Origin of the sequence: Bacillus sp. FSL W7-1582, assembly GCF_038593325.1 — a bacterium.
In the GTDB taxonomy this organism is placed as follows: Bacteria; Bacillota; Bacilli; order Bacillales; family Bacillaceae; genus Bacillus; species Bacillus altitudinis.
In genome coordinates this window covers 257,908-275,045 of the sequence record NZ_CP151987.1, presented here as the reverse complement: position 1 = coordinate 275,045, position 17,138 = coordinate 257,908, and the positions used below count along the sequence as shown (strand labels likewise).

The 17,138-nt window shown below is 43.1% G+C and carries 18 protein-coding genes; 8 read left to right on the top strand and 10 right to left on the bottom strand.

Features of this window, described 5'->3' with window-relative positions; translation table 11 throughout:
* Window positions 1-19: 19 nt before the first annotated feature.
* Both NSQ11_RS01560 and NSQ11_RS01555 read right to left on the bottom strand, forming a co-directional pair.
* Complete coding sequence (locus NSQ11_RS01560; protein WP_039963234.1) at window positions 20-583, bottom strand: TetR/AcrR family transcriptional regulator; 564 nt, start codon at window positions 581-583, stop codon at window positions 20-22.
* 43 nt (window positions 584-626) lie between these two features.
* Window positions 627-2,111, bottom strand: a complete 1,485-nt coding sequence (locus NSQ11_RS01555) for an amidase (protein WP_099496278.1) — start codon at window positions 2,109-2,111, stop codon at window positions 627-629.
* A gap of 188 nt (window positions 2,112-2,299) precedes the next feature.
* Between NSQ11_RS01555 and NSQ11_RS01550 the strand changes: the two genes are divergently transcribed.
* Window positions 2,300-3,913, top strand: coding sequence for a S8 family serine peptidase (locus NSQ11_RS01550; RefSeq protein ID WP_225310496.1), 1,614 nt, complete (start codon window positions 2,300-2,302; stop codon window positions 3,911-3,913).
* Window positions 3,914-3,950: 37 nt separating this feature from the next.
* Here the strand turns inward: NSQ11_RS01550 and NSQ11_RS01545 are convergent, their stop codons facing one another.
* Window positions 3,951-4,487 carry a DUF402 domain-containing protein gene (locus NSQ11_RS01545; protein WP_017358618.1) on the bottom strand — a complete coding sequence of 179 codons (537 nt, stop codon included), beginning with the start codon at window positions 4,485-4,487 and terminating at the stop codon, window positions 3,951-3,953.
* Window positions 4,488-4,601: 114 nt separating this feature from the next.
* Here NSQ11_RS01545 and NSQ11_RS01540 point away from each other — a divergent pair, with 114 nt between their 5' ends.
* Complete coding sequence (locus tag NSQ11_RS01540; protein ID WP_008342164.1) at window positions 4,602-4,808, top strand: hypothetical protein; 207 nt, start codon at window positions 4,602-4,604, stop codon at window positions 4,806-4,808.
* Between the two features lie 57 nt (window positions 4,809-4,865).
* Here NSQ11_RS01540 and NSQ11_RS01535 read toward each other — a convergent pair whose 3' ends face one another.
* Window positions 4,866-5,402 carry a GNAT family N-acetyltransferase gene (locus NSQ11_RS01535; RefSeq protein ID WP_008342165.1) on the bottom strand — a complete coding sequence of 179 codons (537 nt, stop codon included), beginning with the start codon at window positions 5,400-5,402 and terminating at the stop codon, window positions 4,866-4,868.
* Window positions 5,403-5,613: 211 nt separating this feature from the next.
* Between NSQ11_RS01535 and NSQ11_RS01530 the strand changes: the two genes are divergently transcribed.
* Window positions 5,614-6,831, top strand: coding sequence for a multidrug effflux MFS transporter (locus NSQ11_RS01530; RefSeq protein ID WP_017358619.1), 1,218 nt, complete (start codon window positions 5,614-5,616; stop codon window positions 6,829-6,831).
* Between the two features lie 209 nt (window positions 6,832-7,040).
* On the opposite strand, the gene NSQ11_RS01525 is transcribed toward NSQ11_RS01530, so the two are convergent.
* From NSQ11_RS01525 to NSQ11_RS01510, 4 genes are all read right to left on the bottom strand, one after another.
* Window positions 7,041-7,211, bottom strand: coding sequence for a hypothetical protein (locus tag NSQ11_RS01525; RefSeq protein WP_017360401.1), 171 nt, complete (start codon window positions 7,209-7,211; stop codon window positions 7,041-7,043).
* On the bottom strand, window positions 7,208-7,795 hold the full coding sequence (locus NSQ11_RS01520) for a DUF1700 domain-containing protein (protein WP_017360400.1): 588 nt from the start codon (window positions 7,793-7,795) through the stop codon (window positions 7,208-7,210). Before NSQ11_RS01520 ends, NSQ11_RS01525 begins: the two co-directional genes overlap by 4 nt.
* A complete protein-coding gene (locus NSQ11_RS01515; RefSeq protein WP_017360399.1) occupies window positions 7,788-8,105 on the bottom strand; it encodes a PadR family transcriptional regulator in 318 nt (105 codons plus the stop codon). The genes NSQ11_RS01520 and NSQ11_RS01515 overlap by 8 nt, the downstream gene beginning before the upstream one ends.
* 107 nt (window positions 8,106-8,212) lie before the next feature.
* Entirely contained in the window at window positions 8,213-9,043 is an 831-nt protein-coding gene (locus NSQ11_RS01510; protein WP_025206673.1) for a YitT family protein, read from the bottom strand.
* A gap of 336 nt (window positions 9,044-9,379) precedes the next feature.
* On the opposite strand from NSQ11_RS01510, the gene mmuM reads away from it, so the two are divergent.
* From mmuM to NSQ11_RS01495, 3 genes are all read left to right on the top strand, one after another.
* Window positions 9,380-10,318: a homocysteine S-methyltransferase gene (gene mmuM / locus NSQ11_RS01505; protein ID WP_052320716.1), complete on the top strand. Its 939-nt coding sequence runs from the start codon at window positions 9,380-9,382 to the stop codon at window positions 10,316-10,318.
* 46 nt (window positions 10,319-10,364) lie between these two features.
* Window positions 10,365-11,768 (top strand): S-methylmethionine permease, encoded by a 1,404-nt coding sequence (gene mmuP, locus NSQ11_RS01500; protein WP_008342173.1) that lies wholly within the window; start codon window positions 10,365-10,367, stop codon window positions 11,766-11,768.
* Window positions 11,769-11,880: 112 nt separating this feature from the next.
* A complete protein-coding gene (locus NSQ11_RS01495) occupies window positions 11,881-12,501 on the top strand; it encodes a hypothetical protein (RefSeq protein ID WP_268390049.1) in 621 nt (206 codons plus the stop codon).
* 346 nt (window positions 12,502-12,847) lie between these two features.
* Here NSQ11_RS01495 and NSQ11_RS01490 read toward each other — a convergent pair whose 3' ends face one another.
* Both NSQ11_RS01490 and NSQ11_RS01485 read right to left on the bottom strand, forming a co-directional pair.
* Window positions 12,848-13,330, bottom strand: a complete 483-nt coding sequence (locus tag NSQ11_RS01490) for a hypothetical protein (protein WP_007498435.1) — start codon at window positions 13,328-13,330, stop codon at window positions 12,848-12,850.
* A 109-nt stretch (window positions 13,331-13,439) separates the two neighbouring features.
* A complete protein-coding gene (locus tag NSQ11_RS01485) occupies window positions 13,440-16,106 on the bottom strand; it encodes a S8 family serine peptidase (protein ID WP_342501216.1) in 2,667 nt (888 codons plus the stop codon).
* Between the two features lie 242 nt (window positions 16,107-16,348).
* On the opposite strand from NSQ11_RS01485, the gene NSQ11_RS01480 reads away from it, so the two are divergent.
* Both NSQ11_RS01480 and NSQ11_RS01475 read left to right on the top strand, forming a co-directional pair.
* Complete coding sequence (locus tag NSQ11_RS01480) at window positions 16,349-16,807, top strand: PTS sugar transporter subunit IIA (protein ID WP_342501215.1); 459 nt, start codon at window positions 16,349-16,351, stop codon at window positions 16,805-16,807.
* A complete protein-coding gene (locus NSQ11_RS01475) occupies window positions 16,804-17,133 on the top strand; it encodes a fructose PTS transporter subunit IIB (RefSeq protein WP_007498438.1) in 330 nt (109 codons plus the stop codon). The genes NSQ11_RS01480 and NSQ11_RS01475 overlap by 4 nt, the downstream gene beginning before the upstream one ends.
* The last annotated feature ends 5 nt before the right edge of the window (window positions 17,134-17,138 follow it).

The window sequence follows — 17,138 nt, the reverse complement described above, 5'->3', positions numbered from 1 at the left end:
AGGCAATATGCGAGAGATTTTACTCTTCTCGCATAAATAAGTGTCTAAGGTAACATTTTACGTGCTCTAAAGGTGTCGTTTGCTTTAATGCAGTAGTCATTGATAATCCGCCGATGACCATTGAATGAAGGAGAGATGCCCGCTCATCCGCTTTTATTTCATCATATCCGCTATTCATCAGCTTTTCTTTGACAAGCTCTTGCCAGCGGATCATTTCTTGTTTGCATGCAGCATGAAGTTTTGTATGTTCAGGTTTTGACTCTGCCGCCAGTAAGACAATCGGTATCCCTCTTTCACTTTCTTGCTCCATAAAACCCCGAATGATATTTGTCATAAAATGATCGACGGCGACATATGGGTCATCAGAATAGGCAAAGCTTGCTTCAATTTGATCGATGACCCTTTGACTAATATATTCAACGGCTGCTATGGCTAGCTCTTCTTTTCCATTTGGAAAATAATAATAAAGAGATCCTTTCGGCGTGCCGCTCTCTCTAATGATTTGATTCAACCCTGTCGCATGATATCCCTGTTTACGTAAAAGAAGTGCGGCCGTTTGAATGATTTTGTCCTTCGTACTCACGTGTGACACTCCTTTCCTCCATAGACCAACGTCGATGCCATTGTTATTGATTCAGTAATGGATGCGTTCCTTTCCATAATGAGGATGATTCTATTTCTGACGCCAGTCTGAGCAGCCAGTCCTCTTTTCCTTTCGGTGCTGTCACCTGAACGCCTAAAGGCATGCCTGCTTCTGTGAGATGAACTGGCACACTCATAGATGGCTGGCCGGTTAGGTTAGCCAGCTGTGTAAATGGTGTGTAGGTCAAACTCTTGAGGAACATTTCATAAATTAGATCCTGCTGTGCTTGCATTGAAAGGGATGACACACGTAACAATGCAGACATTTCTTGATCGTTATGCATCAGCTCGCCAACCTTTGGAGCCGAATAGGCAGTAGCTGGGGTCACATATAGATCGTAGGTTTGATGAAATGCGGCCATTTTTGCAGCGGCCATATCCCATGCATCAAGACTTTCTGTATAAGCAGCAGCCGTCACATTTTTTCCTGCTTCCGCCAGTACCCATGCCACAATATCTGTCTCCTCAGGCTTCACCGGACGCCCGAATGAACGAGCCAGAGAGGTAAATAAGGCAGACATTTCACCGCTGTTCATGACATAATATTGCTGCATTAGATGGACACCATCAATGTCCGGCTTCGCTTCCTCAATTTGATGCCCTTGTTCACTCAGCCATTTCACAGTGTTCAAGACTGCCTGCTTTGCTTCCTCACTCACCTTCGTGCCTACTGGAGAGTCTACACTGTAAGCAATTCGCATAGAAAAGGTTCGTTTCACTAAATCCTCCTGATAGCTGCCGTCATATAATGGCGTTTGGAACGCAGCCTCTGGCTGAATGACTTGAAGCAAATCAAGCAGGGCTGCACTGTCTCGAACTGTTTTTGTGAGCGTAAAGTCAATGGAAGCTCCTTGCCACTGCCTTCCTGCACCCGGGCCGACCGGTGTTCTCCCCCTTGTTGGCTTGAGTCCAAATAAACCAGTAAAGGATGCCGGAATCCGAATAGACCCTCCGCCATCACTCGCTCCACCCGCAGGTACGATACCGCTTGCCACAGCTGCTGCCGTCCCGCCGCTTGAACCGCCCGGAGAATAGTCAGCATTCCAAGGGTTTCTCGTCGGACCATATAAAAAGGGTTCTGTCACATTTCTCAATCCGAATTCAGGTGTGTTCGTATGACCGATCATGAGGAGCCCAGCCTGCTTCAATCGACGGACAAAGTGGGAATCTGTTTGCGCCTTTACATCCTTTAACAGCAAAGCACCCGCTGTCAAAGGTTCATGCTCCAGCCCCTGCGATATATTTTTCAACACAAACGGAACACCAGCAAACGGCTGATCCGCATCTAGTGACTTCATGTCTTTGAACACTTGATCTCGTCTAGTATGAATCACCGCATTTAGTACTGGATTCACTTCTTCCAATCTAGTAAATGCAGCTTGTACAAGCTCTTCGGGCGTGACCTGCTTTTTCTGCACAAGTGACGCCAGTCCCGTCGCATCATACGTCATATACTCTTTTACATTCATCGGCATGTCCTTCTTTCTCATATTATGATCTCTCTATTGTCTACTAGAATTCTATGAAATTCAATTTCGGGATACGTGTGAAAAAAACTTTCTTTCTAGACTATGATTCTTCTAACCATCTATCTTATTTCTCCGATATAATAAAGAAAAAAAGACGGAGGTCACCTCATATGCAAGGAGCCATTGCCTTGAAAAAGAAAATCGTCGTGGTCATCGCGTTTCTTCTTGCTTTGACAACTGCTTTGCCCTTCCATTCGCAGGCAGCTGCACCACCAAAAGAAACAGATGTCATCATCGTCTATAAAAATCAAAAAGGAAAACAAACGGCTATTCAAGAAAGTGAAAAAGTGAACGCTCAATACATACATCTTCCAGCTGTAGCAGTGACAGCAGATGAGCAAGCTGTCACCTCACTTAAAAAAGACCCAAACATCGCTTATGTTTCAAAAAACGTTAGGGTCAAACTCGCTGCTTCTACCGTGAAGAAAACGGCTGCTGCTACTGGTCAGGATGCTTTGGTACAAAAATCTTATAACTTGCAGAAGCTCAATGTAAAGCAAGCAATCAAAGAAGGCGTGACAGGGAAAAATGTGAAAGTAGCCGTTCTGGATACTGGTATTTTCCCACATGAAGATTTAAAGGTAGCCGGTGGTAAATCATTCGTCGATTACACGTCTTCTTACAAAGATGATGAAGGACATGGAACACATGTCGCCGGTACAATTGGGGCGCTCAATAATGATTACGGTACGGTCGGCGTCGCTTCTGGTGTGAAGCTGTATGCTGTAAAAGTATTAGATAAAAAAGGAGAAGGCGACTTATACAGTCTGCTCCGAGGCATTGATTGGGCGATTAGCAATAAGATGGATATCATCAACCTTAGTCTAGCTTTTGAAGATAACATTCCGATTTTACGTTCAGCAGTTGATGAAGCATACAAAAAAGGACTGCTGGTCGTTGCTGCAAGTGGAAATGATGGAAAGAAGAATGGGATTAGTTATCCTGCCGCATACAATAGCGTCATTGCTGTTTCCGCAACGACTGACAAAGACAAACTCGCCTCCATCTCTAATACGGGGAAAGGAATTGAATTTTCCGCTCCCGGCGAGAACGTCATCAGTACCTATTTGAAAAATGAATATTGGTATGCAACGGGTACATCACAAGCGGCACCACATGTCACAGGGATGCTGGCGCTGTTAAAACAGCTACATCCTAAGAAAACAAATGTTCAGCTCCGCACTTTATTGCGCAGCTATACAGTGGATCTTGGCGCAAAAGGAAAAGATCCACAATTCGGCTATGGCCGCGTGCAATATGTGCCGCAGTCAACCTTTTTAAAGGCTGCGACAAGCGCAGTCAAGACAGCCGAAACATCTAAAAAACAGACAGATGTTGATCAAGCCAAAACGAAAATTGGCAGACTCACTGCCAGCAAGCAAAAAACCGCACTCACTGACCGAGTCAAAAAAGTCCAAACAGCCATTGATATTCGTGACGCACGAGCGAAGGTCAAATCAGCTGAAAAAAGTAAAACCCAAGGCTCGATTAAAAGTGCCCAAACGGCCATTAAAAAGCTATCCAAAGGCAAAGAAAAAACAAGCCTGCAAAACCGGCTCGACAAAGTCAAAAAACAAGTCGCCTATCAAAAGAAAGTGACAGATGCCAAACAAAAAGTCAAAAAAGCCGAAGCCAAACGAACAAAGAAAACAAAAGCAACCGCTCAAAGTGCGGTCAAACAACTAAAAGCATCTAAAACAAAAACTGATTTACAAAAACGAATCAACCGGATCAAGGTTTGATAAAAAAACGATTCCTTTCAGCAAGGAATCGTTTTTTCTATTTCAACATCTTCTGAAACAGGGTGTGATGATATTTCCCTTTCGCATCCAGCCTCACTTGATCGAGGATGTGCGCTAACGAATGGATGACATCACGGAGTGCTCGATGAACCGAGCCGTGTTCAAAGGAAGCTAAACTCTCCGGCAGTTCATCTTCATCCAAAACAAAGAAATCACCATTCGGAAGAACGAGTAGATCAATCAATAAATCTTCAAAAACAACCGTCCGTTCTTCAAACCATGTATGTCTGACGATATTCACATAAGAGCCAAGTTCATTGCCTTGATCATCCCGCCAAAAATAGACATTGTAAGGCCGATCCGTCCAATAATAGGCGGTCGTATAACTCCCTTTTGGAATCGTGACAGTGCCATCACCAGCAACCATTGTAAATGGTTCTTGAATTTTATGAAACAACACGACTTGCTGCTCCTGTGCGTCTAACAGCTGACACGTATGTTCCACAACCTGATCATCGTATTTGATTTTTCTCTCAATGACGTCATCCCAAGAATTTGCATATAGCGGAAACAATCGGTCACAACCCCTTCTGCATCTACTTCTTATTCTAGTATACACTGCTTTCTTTTGAAGAAATAAAGGTTCACTGCTGCTGCCTATGGAAGACATATGGTGAGGTGAAAACAAATGAACGGAATCACAATCATCGAAACCGTAGCAGAACTCGGACAAATCATCTTGGTTTTTTGTGGCTATGCCCTTTACTGGCGGCTGGTGAAAACGAAAAGAGATCGAAAGCTGACCCCTTATGAACATGTGTTGAAATTCTTTGTCATGTTCGGATTAATCTCATGGTGCTTTTCATATATGGCACTGAACGTATGGGTATCATGAGAAAGAGGAAGAGCCCCGTCCATGCAGGACATGCTCTTCCTCTTCTTATGCAGCGTGTTATGAGCCAGCCGGCTGTTCTTTTTTGATCACATACTGATAGCTCTTCACATGCGTCCCATTTTGATTCACAAATTCTTTATCAAGTGCCCGTTCAAAGCCCATTCTTTCATATAAACGAATGGCGGCCTGCATTTTATCCGACGTATGAAGGTACAGGACGTTCTCGCCCCACGATTGCGTCAGTTCTATACTTTTACGCAACAATGACTCTGCAATACCTTTTCCTCTCACATCAGGATCTACCCCTAAAAACCGGACAATCGCTGAAGTAATGCCCATCTCCGGCTTGTCATATGCCTGTTCTGATGATCGGAACATTTGAAGGGTCCCCACGACCTTGCCCTCAAGCTCGGCCACAAGCATCAACTCCATGTTTGGGTTATCTACAGCCGCTCGCAAGGCTGCAGAATAATTTTGCCAGCCTTCCTCTGTAAATTGAGGCTCATACTGTGCGTATGATTTGATCAGCACATGTGTGATCGCCTCATGATCTTCACTCACTGCTTGACGAATGATCAACTCTTGCTGCTCCATGCCAGCACCTCCTGTTTGTCTATGAATGGATATACGTATCATGCAATCACTGCATGCCTATGATCTGATTCTTTTCTCTACTCATTCAATGTAAAGAGTCTTCTTTTAAAGATCAATTATTTTGCACGAAATTTTCTTTGAAAATTTTGATTGAAATGGAAAGCTTGATTCATTATGCTGATTTGAGGACGTATACAAGGAGTGGCATCATATGAATTCTTTATCTTATCCCCAAGAATCGAAAAAAAATCGATTCCTCCTTGCCGCGCTTCTTGGCTCTTTAACAGCCCTTGCACCGCTGGCAATGGATATGTATTTACCTGCTTTACCTAATATCGCCCGTGACTTTGAAGCAAGCACGGCGCTGTCTCAGTTAAGTCTCATGGCTTGTTTGATTGGACTTGCGCTTGGACAGCTGATTGCAGGTCCAATCAGTGATACAGTCGGCAGAAGAAAGCCGCTCATGATTGGATTAATCATTTTTATTGCGGCCTCTCTTTTATGCATAGTGGTCACATCAATTTGGACATTCATTCTTTTAAGGCTGATTCAAGGACTTGCTGGATCAGCAGGCATTGTCATTGCACGAGCCATCGTACGAGATCATTATGAAGGCTCAGAAATGACGAAATTCTTTGCTTTGCTCATGTTAGTCAACGGAGTGGCTCCAGCTGCGGCACCGATCGTGGGCGGACAAATGTTACGGTTCACGACGTGGCAGGGTGTGTTTGTTCTGCTAGGAATCCTCGGGGCACTCATGCTCCTAAGATCGATGTTTTCATTGAAAGAAAGCTTACCTGTGGAACGCAGACAGACTGGAGGCTTCAAACAGATCCTAGGTGCGATGAAAATTCTAGCGAGCGATCGACTCTTTGTCGGATATGCTCTCTCACAAGGGCTTGTCTTCGCCGCCATGTTTGCGTATATCTCTGGATCACCGTTTGTACTGCAGGAGATTTTCAACCTTTCTCCGCAGGGCTTCAGTGCTGCCTTTGCGGTGAATAGTCTTGGCATCATCACAGCCGGACAAGTATTTGCCCGCGTTGCTGCGAAAATTGGTGAGGAGAAAGTCCTTCGCATTGGGCTGCTGACAGCTGCTTTAGGAGGCGTCACCTTGTGTGTGATGATCTCTATTGATGCAGGGCTTTATGGCATCCTCATTCCGCTCTTTTTTGTGGTCTCTAGCGTTGGGATTGTCGGCACGTCTGCTCCTTCTCTTGCGATGCAGCATCACGGTGCGCATGCTGGAAGTGCCGCTGCCCTCATCGGTGTGGCACAAATGCTTCTTGGCGCATGCATGACACCCCTTGTCGGCTTAGCTGGAAGCCAGACTGCCTTTCCCATGGGGCTGATTATTATGCTCTGTGACCTTGGCGCACTCTGCTGTTATTTTTTCTTTGTTGCCAGAGCGAAAAAAAGACCCGCATAAGCGGGTAGCAGATTGTTGACAAAGGGCTAAAATGAACTTTATTTTGGCTCTTTGTCTTCTTTTCAGCGTGATAGAAAACCTTTGCAGCCCTAGGAAGGACGAGCATCGGCGCGGAGCGAATTTGACATTCGTGAGCACCGAAGCGCAGGACTGACACCGAATGCGAGGGTTTGTCTACACGCTGAGACCCGCATAAGCGGGTCTTTCATTTATGGCTTGCTCCAATTGATCGTGCGGAACACATTGTACTGGTCATTATTTTGATATGCATCTAGGTCAAAGCCTGAAAGTCCAAAACCAATTGCCATGACAATTCCTCCGGCAACGGTGAAGATGATCCCCCATTTGATGCATTGCTTTTTTAAATCATTCACGTTCATACTCTCACGACCTTCTTTTTAAACATTCCCATGAATGCCTTAGTGGTTTGAACAGTCCCTTGCACAAATAGCTTTGTTAAATACGCCGTGGCTATGCCGCTTAATAATCCGACACCTAATAGAAGAATCCCAACTCCGATCTGCGTCACCACCACATGCAAACCATCCTGAAAAATAAATGGAGAACCAATGATACTCCAAAAACCACCGAGCAAACCAACTAGCGTCATTGTACCTGTCACGAGTGGAACGCACCAAATCACCATATACACAGAAAGAATTAGCAGGAAGACTGCTGCTAGAATACTGCCCCATAAAGGAAAGCCCAAAATGAGGATGGAGAGTCTTGTGGCTTTTTCTCCAAACGTCGGCACCTGAACTGTTTTGATTCCTTGTTCCTTCATAATCCCTTCAGCGATGATGGCAGGCTGACCGACTTGATGAACTGCCTCCTGTTCACTGTAGCCATCTTCCTGATAATCCTCGATCATTTCATCGTAATACTCGATGAACCGATCACTTTCTTTTTCGCCTAGACGATGCAGATGCTTCTCCAAGCTGGCTAAAAATTCTTTTTTATTCATTGCTCTGTCCTCCAGAAATAAAGTCGTAAATCGCCATCACTTGATCCCATTCCGCTAAAAATTGCGCGATATGCTCCCGTCCGTTCTTTGTCATCCGGTAGTATTTTCTTAATCGACTGTTATGTTCCTGTGAATAGGTCTCCACATAATTGTTTTGCTCTAACCGCTTTAATATCGGATATAATGTCGATTCTGAAATCTCAATACAATGGGACATATCTTTAATCATTTGATAACCATAGGAATCGCTTTTCTTTAATACCGCCAGTACACAGAATTCCAGTAATCCTTTTTTTAGTTGTGCATTCATGTTTACAACTCCTAACTATTTATACTATACAATACATAGTATGATGTGACAAGAGGTATTTATTTTGTAAAAGCATAAAAAAAAGACCCCCACAGGGCCTTTCACTTTTATATATTCACAAATCCTTCTCCAAACACATCACGCACGTCATGGACAACAACGAATGCGTCTCGATCAATTTTCTTAATGATTTTCTTTAAACGCATTAGCTCCTGTTTTTGAATGACCGCATAGAGAATTTCCTTCGATTCCTTCGAATAATGACCGCGACCGTTTAAAATGGTCACGCCTCGATCCAAGGTATGATTGATTTCTTCGGCAATATCATCTTTGCATGAAGAAATAATCGTCACTGCTTTTTTCGTGTTAAGCCCTTCTATGACGAAATCCATCACCTTAGTCGCCACATACAGCATCACAATCGTAAACATTAATTTTTCCGCACCAATAATAAAGTAAGAAGCAAAAACAACGATCAGATCAAAGAACAAGATGGCGTAGCTCACGTTCCAGTCTAGATACTTATTCGCAATTCGGCCAAGAATGGCAGATCCCGCTGTTGTACCGCCCGCTCTTAAAACAAGACCAATGCCAATACCAATGATGATCCCTGCGAAAATAGAACCAATGATCAATTCATGGACATTCACCACCCATGTAGTGGTCAAATGTAAAAATAGAGAGTTACTTGCGACAGCTACCACTGTGTAGATCGTGGTCTTCTTGTCCAAGTATTTATACCCCACAAGTAATAAAATCGCATTCAACACAAGGTTTGTCAGCCATGGCGCAATCTCAAACATATAGTAGAAAATGATGGACAGCCCCGTTACGCCACCTTCACCAAACTCAAGTGGAATGACAAACATGTTCACAGCTGCAGCAAATAAAAAAGAACCAACGAGAATCATTGCAATATCTTTTACACATTTTTTCAATTTCTTCTTTCCTCCTTTTTTAAGCATATAAAAAACCCTCTTTCTGCACGAAAGAAGACAGTCGTTGGACAAAATAAAAATCAAAAGACGGCGCCTTTTGATGAAGCTTTCTGAAATGAACCTTTCCATAATATATATCTCTTTTTAGAGGCTGTCAATGACTTGGTTTTCTATTATTTCAACTGTATGTTTATGCACTCAAACCCGCATGTTATCAGGGTTTTCCCGTCATGTGATGCTTATTCCTCTCCTTGACAAAAACACTTTAGTCATTTAAACTACTGCCTCATATCATATCCATTATTTCCGATCGACAAAGGAGGCTGTTTGATTTATATGAATCCTATTCAAAGCCGTTTACAGGCTCACACACCTTTGATTTTAGATGGTGCACTTGCAACAGAGCTTGAACGAAAGGGCTGTGATTTAAACGACAGTTTATGGTCAGCCAAAATCCTCATTGAACAGCCAGAATTGATTCAGCAAGTACACTTGGACTACTTCCAAGCAGGTGCTGACTGTGCAACAACAGCCAGCTACCAAACGACAATTGATGGCTTTGCTGAAAAAGGCTATACAAAAGAAGAAGCCATCGAATTAATGAAACGATCTGTCACGTTAGCAAAAGAAGCATGCGAGCAGTTTTGGCAGGATGAGACACAACATAAAGAGCGGGCAAAACCATTTGTCGCTGGATCTGTGGGGCCCTTCGGCGCTTATTTGTCTGACGGTTCAGAATATAAGGGAAATTACGGACTCACAGAGCAGGCGCTCATTGATTTTCACAGACCAAGAATTCAAGCATTGGTAGAGGCTGGTGCAGATATTCTCGCTTGTGAAACCATCCCTTGTCTCATTGAAGCAATCGCTATCGCTAAACTGCTGCAGGATGAGTTCAGCGGTGTGTATGCGTGGATCACGTTTAGCGCAAAGGATGGTAAGCATATTAGTGAAGGGGATCTGCTGAGAGACTGTGTACAAGCACTCGAACCATATGAGCAGATCGCTGCTGTTGGCGTAAACTGTACACCGCCGCAATATATGTCTTCTCTCATTCAGGAGATGAAAAAAGGGACAAGCAAACCGATTGTCGTGTATCCGAACTCAGGGGAATTATATGACCCTGAAGAAAAGGTTTGGAGCGGCGATACGTCTCACCATACATTTGGTGAATGTGCGCAGCAATGGTATAAAGACGGCGCACAAATCATCGGCGGCTGCTGCCGGACGACACCAGAGGATATTACCGATATCTTAAAACAGGCAACATCGTAGCATCATGACTCAACACACATACTTCTAAGCAAAAGGGCGGGAAGACATGGAACAAGCAAAAGATCAGTCACAACAATATCAACGAAAAATGACAAGCCGTCACCTGTTCATGCTTTCTTTAGGTGGCGTGATTGGCACAGGACTCTTTTTAAGCTCAGGATATACGATCAATCAGGCCGGACCTGCGGGAACGATTTTGGCTTATCTGGTTGGGGCATTAATTGTGTACCTCGTGATGCTCTGTTTAGGTGAACTGTCTGTCGCAATGCCGGTTACAGGCGCTTTTCACACATATGCAACAAAATACATTGGGCCCGGCACTGGCTATACAGTGGCTTGGCTTTATTGGTTGACATGGACCGTGGCACTTGGTTCAGAATTTACAGCGGCAGGTCTTTTAATGCAGCGCTGGTTCCCGGACACATCGGTTTGGATGTGGAGCGGTGTTTTTGCGCTTCTCATCTTTTTACTCAATGCTTTTACAGTTAAGTTTTTTGCAGAATCGGAATTTTGGTTTTCTAGCATTAAAGTCATGGCTATTATTCTCTTTATTATTCTTGGCGGAGCGGCGATGTTTGGATTGATTCCACTAAAAGGCGGTGAGGCCGCTCCGTTCTTCTCTAACTTCACTGGAGATGGGGGTCTCTTCCCAAACGGCTTTTTACCGATATTAATGACCATGCTGGCTGTTAATTTTGCTTTTTCGGGTACTGAGCTGATTGGGATTGCTGCGGGGGAAAGTGTCAATCCAGATGAGACCATTCCCCGCGCGATTCGCACGACTGTGCTACGTCTTGTCCTGTTTTTCGTCGGAACGATCGTGGTCTTAGCCGGCTTAATTCCAGTAGAAGAAGCCGGGGTGATCAAAAGTCCTTTCGTTGTGGTATTTGACCGCATCGGTATTCCTTATGCGGCAGATTTCATGAATTTTGTCATTCTGACAGCGATTTTATCTGCTGCAAACTCAGGGCTATATGCCTCATCTCGCATGCTATGGTCCCTTTCTGAAGAACGAACATTACCTAAAAAGCTGGCAAAATTGACGTCAAAGGGAATTCCTTTGAATGCACTCATTTTGAGTATGATTGGGGGCATTCTCTCTTTGCTATCGAGTGTCATCGCACCTGAAACGGTGTATCTGGTTCTTGTTTCAATCTCTGGACTCGCCGTTGTTGTTGTATGGATGGGAATTGCAGCTTCACAGTTCATGTTTCGCAAAAAATTCTTACAGGATGGCGGACAGCTTCATGATTTATCTTTCCGAACCCCGCTCTATCCGGTGGTTCCAATTGCTGCCTTCCTCCTATGCCTTGCATCTGTGATCGGCATTGCTTTTGATCCAAATCAGCGTATTGCTCTTATCTGCGGTATCCCTTTTATCGCACTCTGCTATGCTGCCTATTACGTGACAACATGGATTCAAAAAAAACGAGAAAACCCTGGTGTATAGCACCAGGGTTTTTGTTTGTCCCAAAAAAGGATATCACTAGCAAAACAAAGACATTTTGGTATATGATAGGAATCTATGATTTTCAGGATGAATCAAGGGAGCTGTTTTTAATATGGAAATGACCATTACAAGAGCATTAAGTGAACTGAAAATGTTAGATAAAAGAATCAACCGAACGATTGATGAAGCCGTACTCGGTGGTTTGATCATCGGGAAACATATACAGAACGGATTTCAAAATCAAGAAGAAGTAGAAAAAAAGGCAAAAGCAGATGACCAATCGATTCAAGCATTAATCAAACGCCGAAATGCCATTAAATCAGCCATCGTTGTGTCGAATGCTACGACAACGATTGAGGTGGCGGGTGTTAGCATGACCGTAGCAGAAGCTATTGAACGCAAGACATCCATAGATTACGATATTCGTTTTTTACGAAAATTAAAAAAGGTCTACACAGAGCTGGTTGACCGGTCAGAACAAATCAATGAAGATGTGAAAAAGAGACTGGATCAACATTTAGAAACACTATTTGGGAAAGACGGAAAAACACAAGCCGCTGCCAACCAAGAGATCGTCAAGTCATTCCTAGCTGAAAATGAGGCGGCGATCATTGACCCTCTTCGTCTCCGAGTGAAGATTGAACAGCTTTCGAAAGAGATTGAAGATTTCCAAATGGAAGTGGATTTCTCCTTGTCAGAAAGCAATACCTTGACCAAAATACAGATCGACTAGTCGATTTTGTTAGTGAGCCGAAAATCGATAGGACTAAACACCTCCGAGGGAAAGGTCATTCCCTCCTCATCTGATGATCATCTTAGGATGATCCATGATAAAAGCTCAAAGCTGAACGTTCAAAGCTGAAAGCTCAAGTATTCAAAGTTCTTATCCATCAAAGCTCAAGATGTAAAGCTCAATGCTCGATCGAATCTGGGAGAAACGGCTCATGAGTGTTTGTTTATCGACTCTTTCGGTTGCCGCCCAGCAGGTTTGCTAACAAAAAGAAAAGGATGTCACTAGCTGACATCCTTTTTTTCTATGAAAACGACAGGGCTTGCGCCAAGTCGCCTCTTCTAGCAGATTAGTAACGTGATGTATATGCCAAATGGTACACACTTGTCACATTTGAAGATAGCGTGATGTCGTTTGAAGTGAAAGTCACTGGAACGATATCGTAGTAATGTGTAGACCAGCCTGCATTATTGTATGTACGGTAGCCTGCACCTGCAGGAACTTGAATCGTTAGTGAAAATTGTCCATTCTCGTCTGTTGTACCTGTCGCTGTTTGAGCATATGATTTGATTGCTGCTTCAAAATAAAGCTGAATTGGCTGATTCGCCATGAGTTGACCACTTGTGTCCTTTAATGTTCCTTTAAAAGTAGCTGGATAATATGAACCTACACGATATTTACTACCAGAACCGTAATTGACCATACCACCGTCTGCTGCTGTGACGCCTGTTACTTGTACGGATGCTGGTACTGCTCCTGTTTCCTCTGCATGTGCAAAGCTTGGGAAAACGAGAAGCAATGATAGAAAGAAAGCAAACATGATTTTTTTCATCGATAAATCCTCCTTTTTTTTCCTACTATATTACTATCGACAGTTATTGTCATTTTTCCAGTAAAAACAAAAAACTTCCCTTTTTATTCAAAAAAGGGAAGCTACAAGACTATTTTTTCACAACAACTTTCACTGCTTTACTTTCTCTTTTTCTCACATCTGAAGCCGTCACATACAAGACAGTTTTGGCTTTTTGCGGCTTGATTTTAGCCGTAAATGCGCCTTTGCTATTGGTTTTGACCGTTTGAATGACTTTCTTTGATTTGTTCTTCACCTTGATTGTCAAGCCTGCACCCGCAGTTCCTTTGACCGTTTTACTTTTCACTGTTACTCGATTCACCTTTGGCTTAGCTGGTGCTTTGCCCTTTTTCACGACCGTTTTGAGCGAAGTCGCAGCCTTTCCTTTTGATATCTTGATGTGAAGCACTTTATTTTTGTTTTGATGCTTGATCTTCACACTAAAGGTTCCCTTTTTGCTTGCCGTGCCTTTTCCAAGCAGGGTTTTGCCTCTATACACAGAAATGGCAGCGCCGGCTTTCGCCTTTCCTGTCACCTTTTGATGCTGATCTTCTACTTTGTTAACTGATGCGTTTAATTCAACAGCACTTAACGCGGCAAAAGCATTGAGTCTGCCATGTCCTGTCATCCAATCGATACCCGGAATTTTCGGATCGACAACAGGCTCGTCATTTTCATCATAGAAAACGTCATCTGTTCCATCAACAGCTTTAAATGAAATATCATCCGCTGTATTTTGTAAAATATTTCTCACTTGATTTGGTTTCAGGGTTGGATTTTTAGAAAGCAGTAATCCTGCTGCTGCTGCAACATACGGTGTAGCCATTGATGTCCCGCTTAGGTATGAAACATTCCCATCAGGCATTAAGCTTGGGATATCAGACCCTGGTGCAGACACGCTTAATCCTTTCCCATAGCTTGAGAATTCAGCGGCAATATCCATGCGATTGCTTGCACCAACTGCCATGGCGTACTTGGAAGTCGCAGGATAACCCATTTCTGGAATGCCATCGTTTCCGCTCGCCACTACCACTAATACATTTTTTTGTGCAGCATAGTTCATCGCATATTCAATGACCTTGCTGTAGTAGCCGCCAAGGCTCATGTTGATGACCTTTGCACCTTTGTCCACTGCATGTTTAATACCAAGAGCAATATGCTCTGTATCTCCATTTCCATACGCATCCAGTACTTTGACCGGGATGATACCTGTATGTTGATTCAGCCCTGCCATGGAGTAATGATTATCGGCTTTTGCTGCAATGATACCTGCCACATGGGTACCATGGCCATTGTCATCAATTGCATCTTTATTACGGCCAATGAGATTGGCACCTAAGTCTGTGCGAACCGTCCCGCTTAAATCGGACAAACGGCTGTCGACACCTGTATCCACAACAGCGATTAACGTTTGCTTCATTTTGCTTGTGCCAATCAATGTATTCATTTGTTCAAACTTCACATCAGCACCTTTTTTCCCACTGTTCTGCGCACTGTTTTTCAGCGGCCACTGATAACCATACTGCGCATCATTGCTGAGGGCACGATACGTTTGTACAGGCTCTGCAAATTCAACATTCGGCATACTAGAAAGCTTTCTCGCCGTGCTTTTGATCACAGCTTTGCCTGCTTTAAGCGTTTTGCCAGCTGATTCTTTCCCTGCCGGTACATCATAAACATACATTCCTTTAAATAAAGGATTTACTGATTGAGATGTCACACGATTTTCTTGAATTCCGTAGTTTTTCATCTTCTTTTTTGCGGATTGAAGTGTTTGTCCATCCTTTAATTTAAAGATGATTTTGTTTGTGTTGACCTTTTCTTCTGGAACAAGCTTTTGTTTCTCGAGGACATAACCGATCGATTTTCCTTCAAGCTGATCGATTCCTACTTTTTGCTCCACTGTTTCTAATTCCTTTTTTAAATAGGCTGGACTCGCCTCTTTGAGCATATCAAAAAGGGAACGGATTGCCTGTTGCTCTTTCTCTGTGACGATATGACCGCTGAATGCACCATTTTTCTCTACGTCATTTAGCAATGATTTTAATGTCAGCAAATGATTGTACACCGTTTGCTGCTTTTTTTGATTGTTGATGAGTTTAGATTTGAGAAACGGCTTTGTTTTTTGTAGCAGACGTGTAAGCTTCTGACCATCGGCTGTTTCATTGAATCGTTTGTCTTCGATCGTACGAATGGATTGTAGAATTTCACGTCCATGCTTTTTCTCAATAATGATGATCGTTGGTTCTTCTTCTTCAGGAAAAATCGGTTCAGATGGCGGAAGATTCGCACCTTTATACCCGATTGTATATGCTGCATCCTCTTCCTCATCACGACTGTCTTCCTCTGAACCTAAATACAGCACTTTGACATAGTAAGGACCTGACCATGCATGCGGGAAGTTGATTTCTGTCTCTCCACTTGCTGTGTCCACACGATATCTCGAATAAGTGTCATCCTTTATCGCTCTATCCTTACTTGGGTAGACCGATACAGATAACACTTGTTTGCTTTTGACAGAAATTTGCATATGTGTATGTTTTGCCACATCTTCTGCAGATGGCGTGATTTGGTACCATGACTCTTCTTTTTCATTCTGTAATGTACCTGAGATAACTTCACCATTTTTTAACCCAATGGCTTCATTGACACTTGTGCCTTTACTAACTGCTGATGCTTCGTACCCAGGTAATGCAGCCATACATAGAATGATGGCCATGAGTACAACCACACAGGATTTGACCTGCTTTTTAAACATGAAAAGACCCCCTTATCTTTTACAATACCTTGGAAGAATATCACAGAATCCTTTTTAGTAGAATCTATTTTTGACATAATTAAACTCGTTTTAAGCTAGGATTTGAGATATTCAGATGACTAGTCTGTTCGCTTCATAAACTTTTTGCCATTTCAAACGGAAAATGATGCTATTTAACCATATCGAAAAGTACATTACAATCAAATTGTAAGCGCTTAACAAACAAGAGAGAAGGGATCAGCTTGTTCCAAAAAGATCATGTTTTTACACAAGTAAACGGTCGATCAAAGAATGAGATTTTACAATACATTTCCGAGAAAGCTGAAGACCTTCACATTACAAACGATCAGTCAGGGTTATTAACAGATTTGTTGAAACGCGAAGACGAAGTCTCAACAGGACTTCAGCAAGGTTTTGCGATTCCTCATACAAAAAGCTCTGCTGTTCAAACGGCTTCACTTCTCTTTTTAGAACTTGAACAACCCATTGATTGGGGAAGCTTCGACGATTTGCCAACAAGCTATTTATTTACACTGCTCGTTCCACTAGAAGAGGCCAATGTCACACACCTCAAATTACTGTCTGGCATTGCCACAAGTTTAATGGAGCCTGCTTTCATCGAAAAGATTCAACCCGGTCGAACAGCAGACTATTATTACGAAGTCATTGAACAACAATTGAAAGAGGGGATTACACAATGAAAATTGTCGGTGTCACTTCATGCCCAGCAGGGTTAGCTCATACACCAATGGCAGCAAAAGCATTAGAGAATGCGGGTAAACAGCTTGGACACGAGATTAAAATCGAACAACAAGGAATTATGGGACAAGTGAATGGCATTACAGCAGAGGAAGCCAAGCAGGCAGACCTTTGCATTATCGCCTCCAATCAGCACATTAACGACGCTGAACGCTTCTCAGGTATTCCTACTGTTCGTGTCGAAATCGGACGCGCCCTAAAAAATGCCGAGCAAATCATCACAAAAGCCGTTGCGCTGGTTGAAAAGAAAAAATCTGAATCCCAATAAACAAG

Coding starts and splice junctions, on each gene's coding strand:
- NSQ11_RS01555 (WP_099496278.1), bottom strand. CDS start 2,111: ATGAATGTAAAAGAGTATATGACGTATGATGCGACGGGACTGGCGTCA.
- NSQ11_RS01540 (WP_008342164.1), top strand. CDS start 4,602: ATGAACGGAATCACAATCATCGAAACCGTAGCAGAACTCGGACAAATC.
- NSQ11_RS01535 (WP_008342165.1), bottom strand. CDS start 5,402: ATGGAGCAGCAAGAGTTGATCATTCGTCAAGCAGTGAGTGAAGATCAT.
- NSQ11_RS01530 (WP_017358619.1), top strand. CDS start 5,614: ATGAATTCTTTATCTTATCCCCAAGAATCGAAAAAAAATCGATTCCTC.
- NSQ11_RS01525 (WP_017360401.1), bottom strand. CDS start 7,211: ATGAACGTGAATGATTTAAAAAAGCAATGCATCAAATGGGGGATCATC.
- NSQ11_RS01520 (WP_017360400.1), bottom strand. CDS start 7,795: ATGAATAAAAAAGAATTTTTAGCCAGCTTGGAGAAGCATCTGCATCGT.
- NSQ11_RS01515 (WP_017360399.1), bottom strand. CDS start 8,105: ATGAATGCACAACTAAAAAAAGGATTACTGGAATTCTGTGTACTGGCG.
- mmuM (WP_052320716.1), top strand. CDS start 9,380: ATGAATCCTATTCAAAGCCGTTTACAGGCTCACACACCTTTGATTTTA.
- mmuP (WP_008342173.1), top strand. CDS start 10,365: ATGGAACAAGCAAAAGATCAGTCACAACAATATCAACGAAAAATGACA.
- NSQ11_RS01495 (WP_268390049.1), top strand. CDS start 11,881: ATGGAAATGACCATTACAAGAGCATTAAGTGAACTGAAAATGTTAGAT.
- NSQ11_RS01490 (WP_007498435.1), bottom strand. CDS start 13,330: ATGAAAAAAATCATGTTTGCTTTCTTTCTATCATTGCTTCTCGTTTTC.
- NSQ11_RS01485 (WP_342501216.1), bottom strand. CDS start 16,106: ATGTTTAAAAAGCAGGTCAAATCCTGTGTGGTTGTACTCATGGCCATC.
- NSQ11_RS01475 (WP_007498438.1), top strand. CDS start 16,804: ATGAAAATTGTCGGTGTCACTTCATGCCCAGCAGGGTTAGCTCATACA.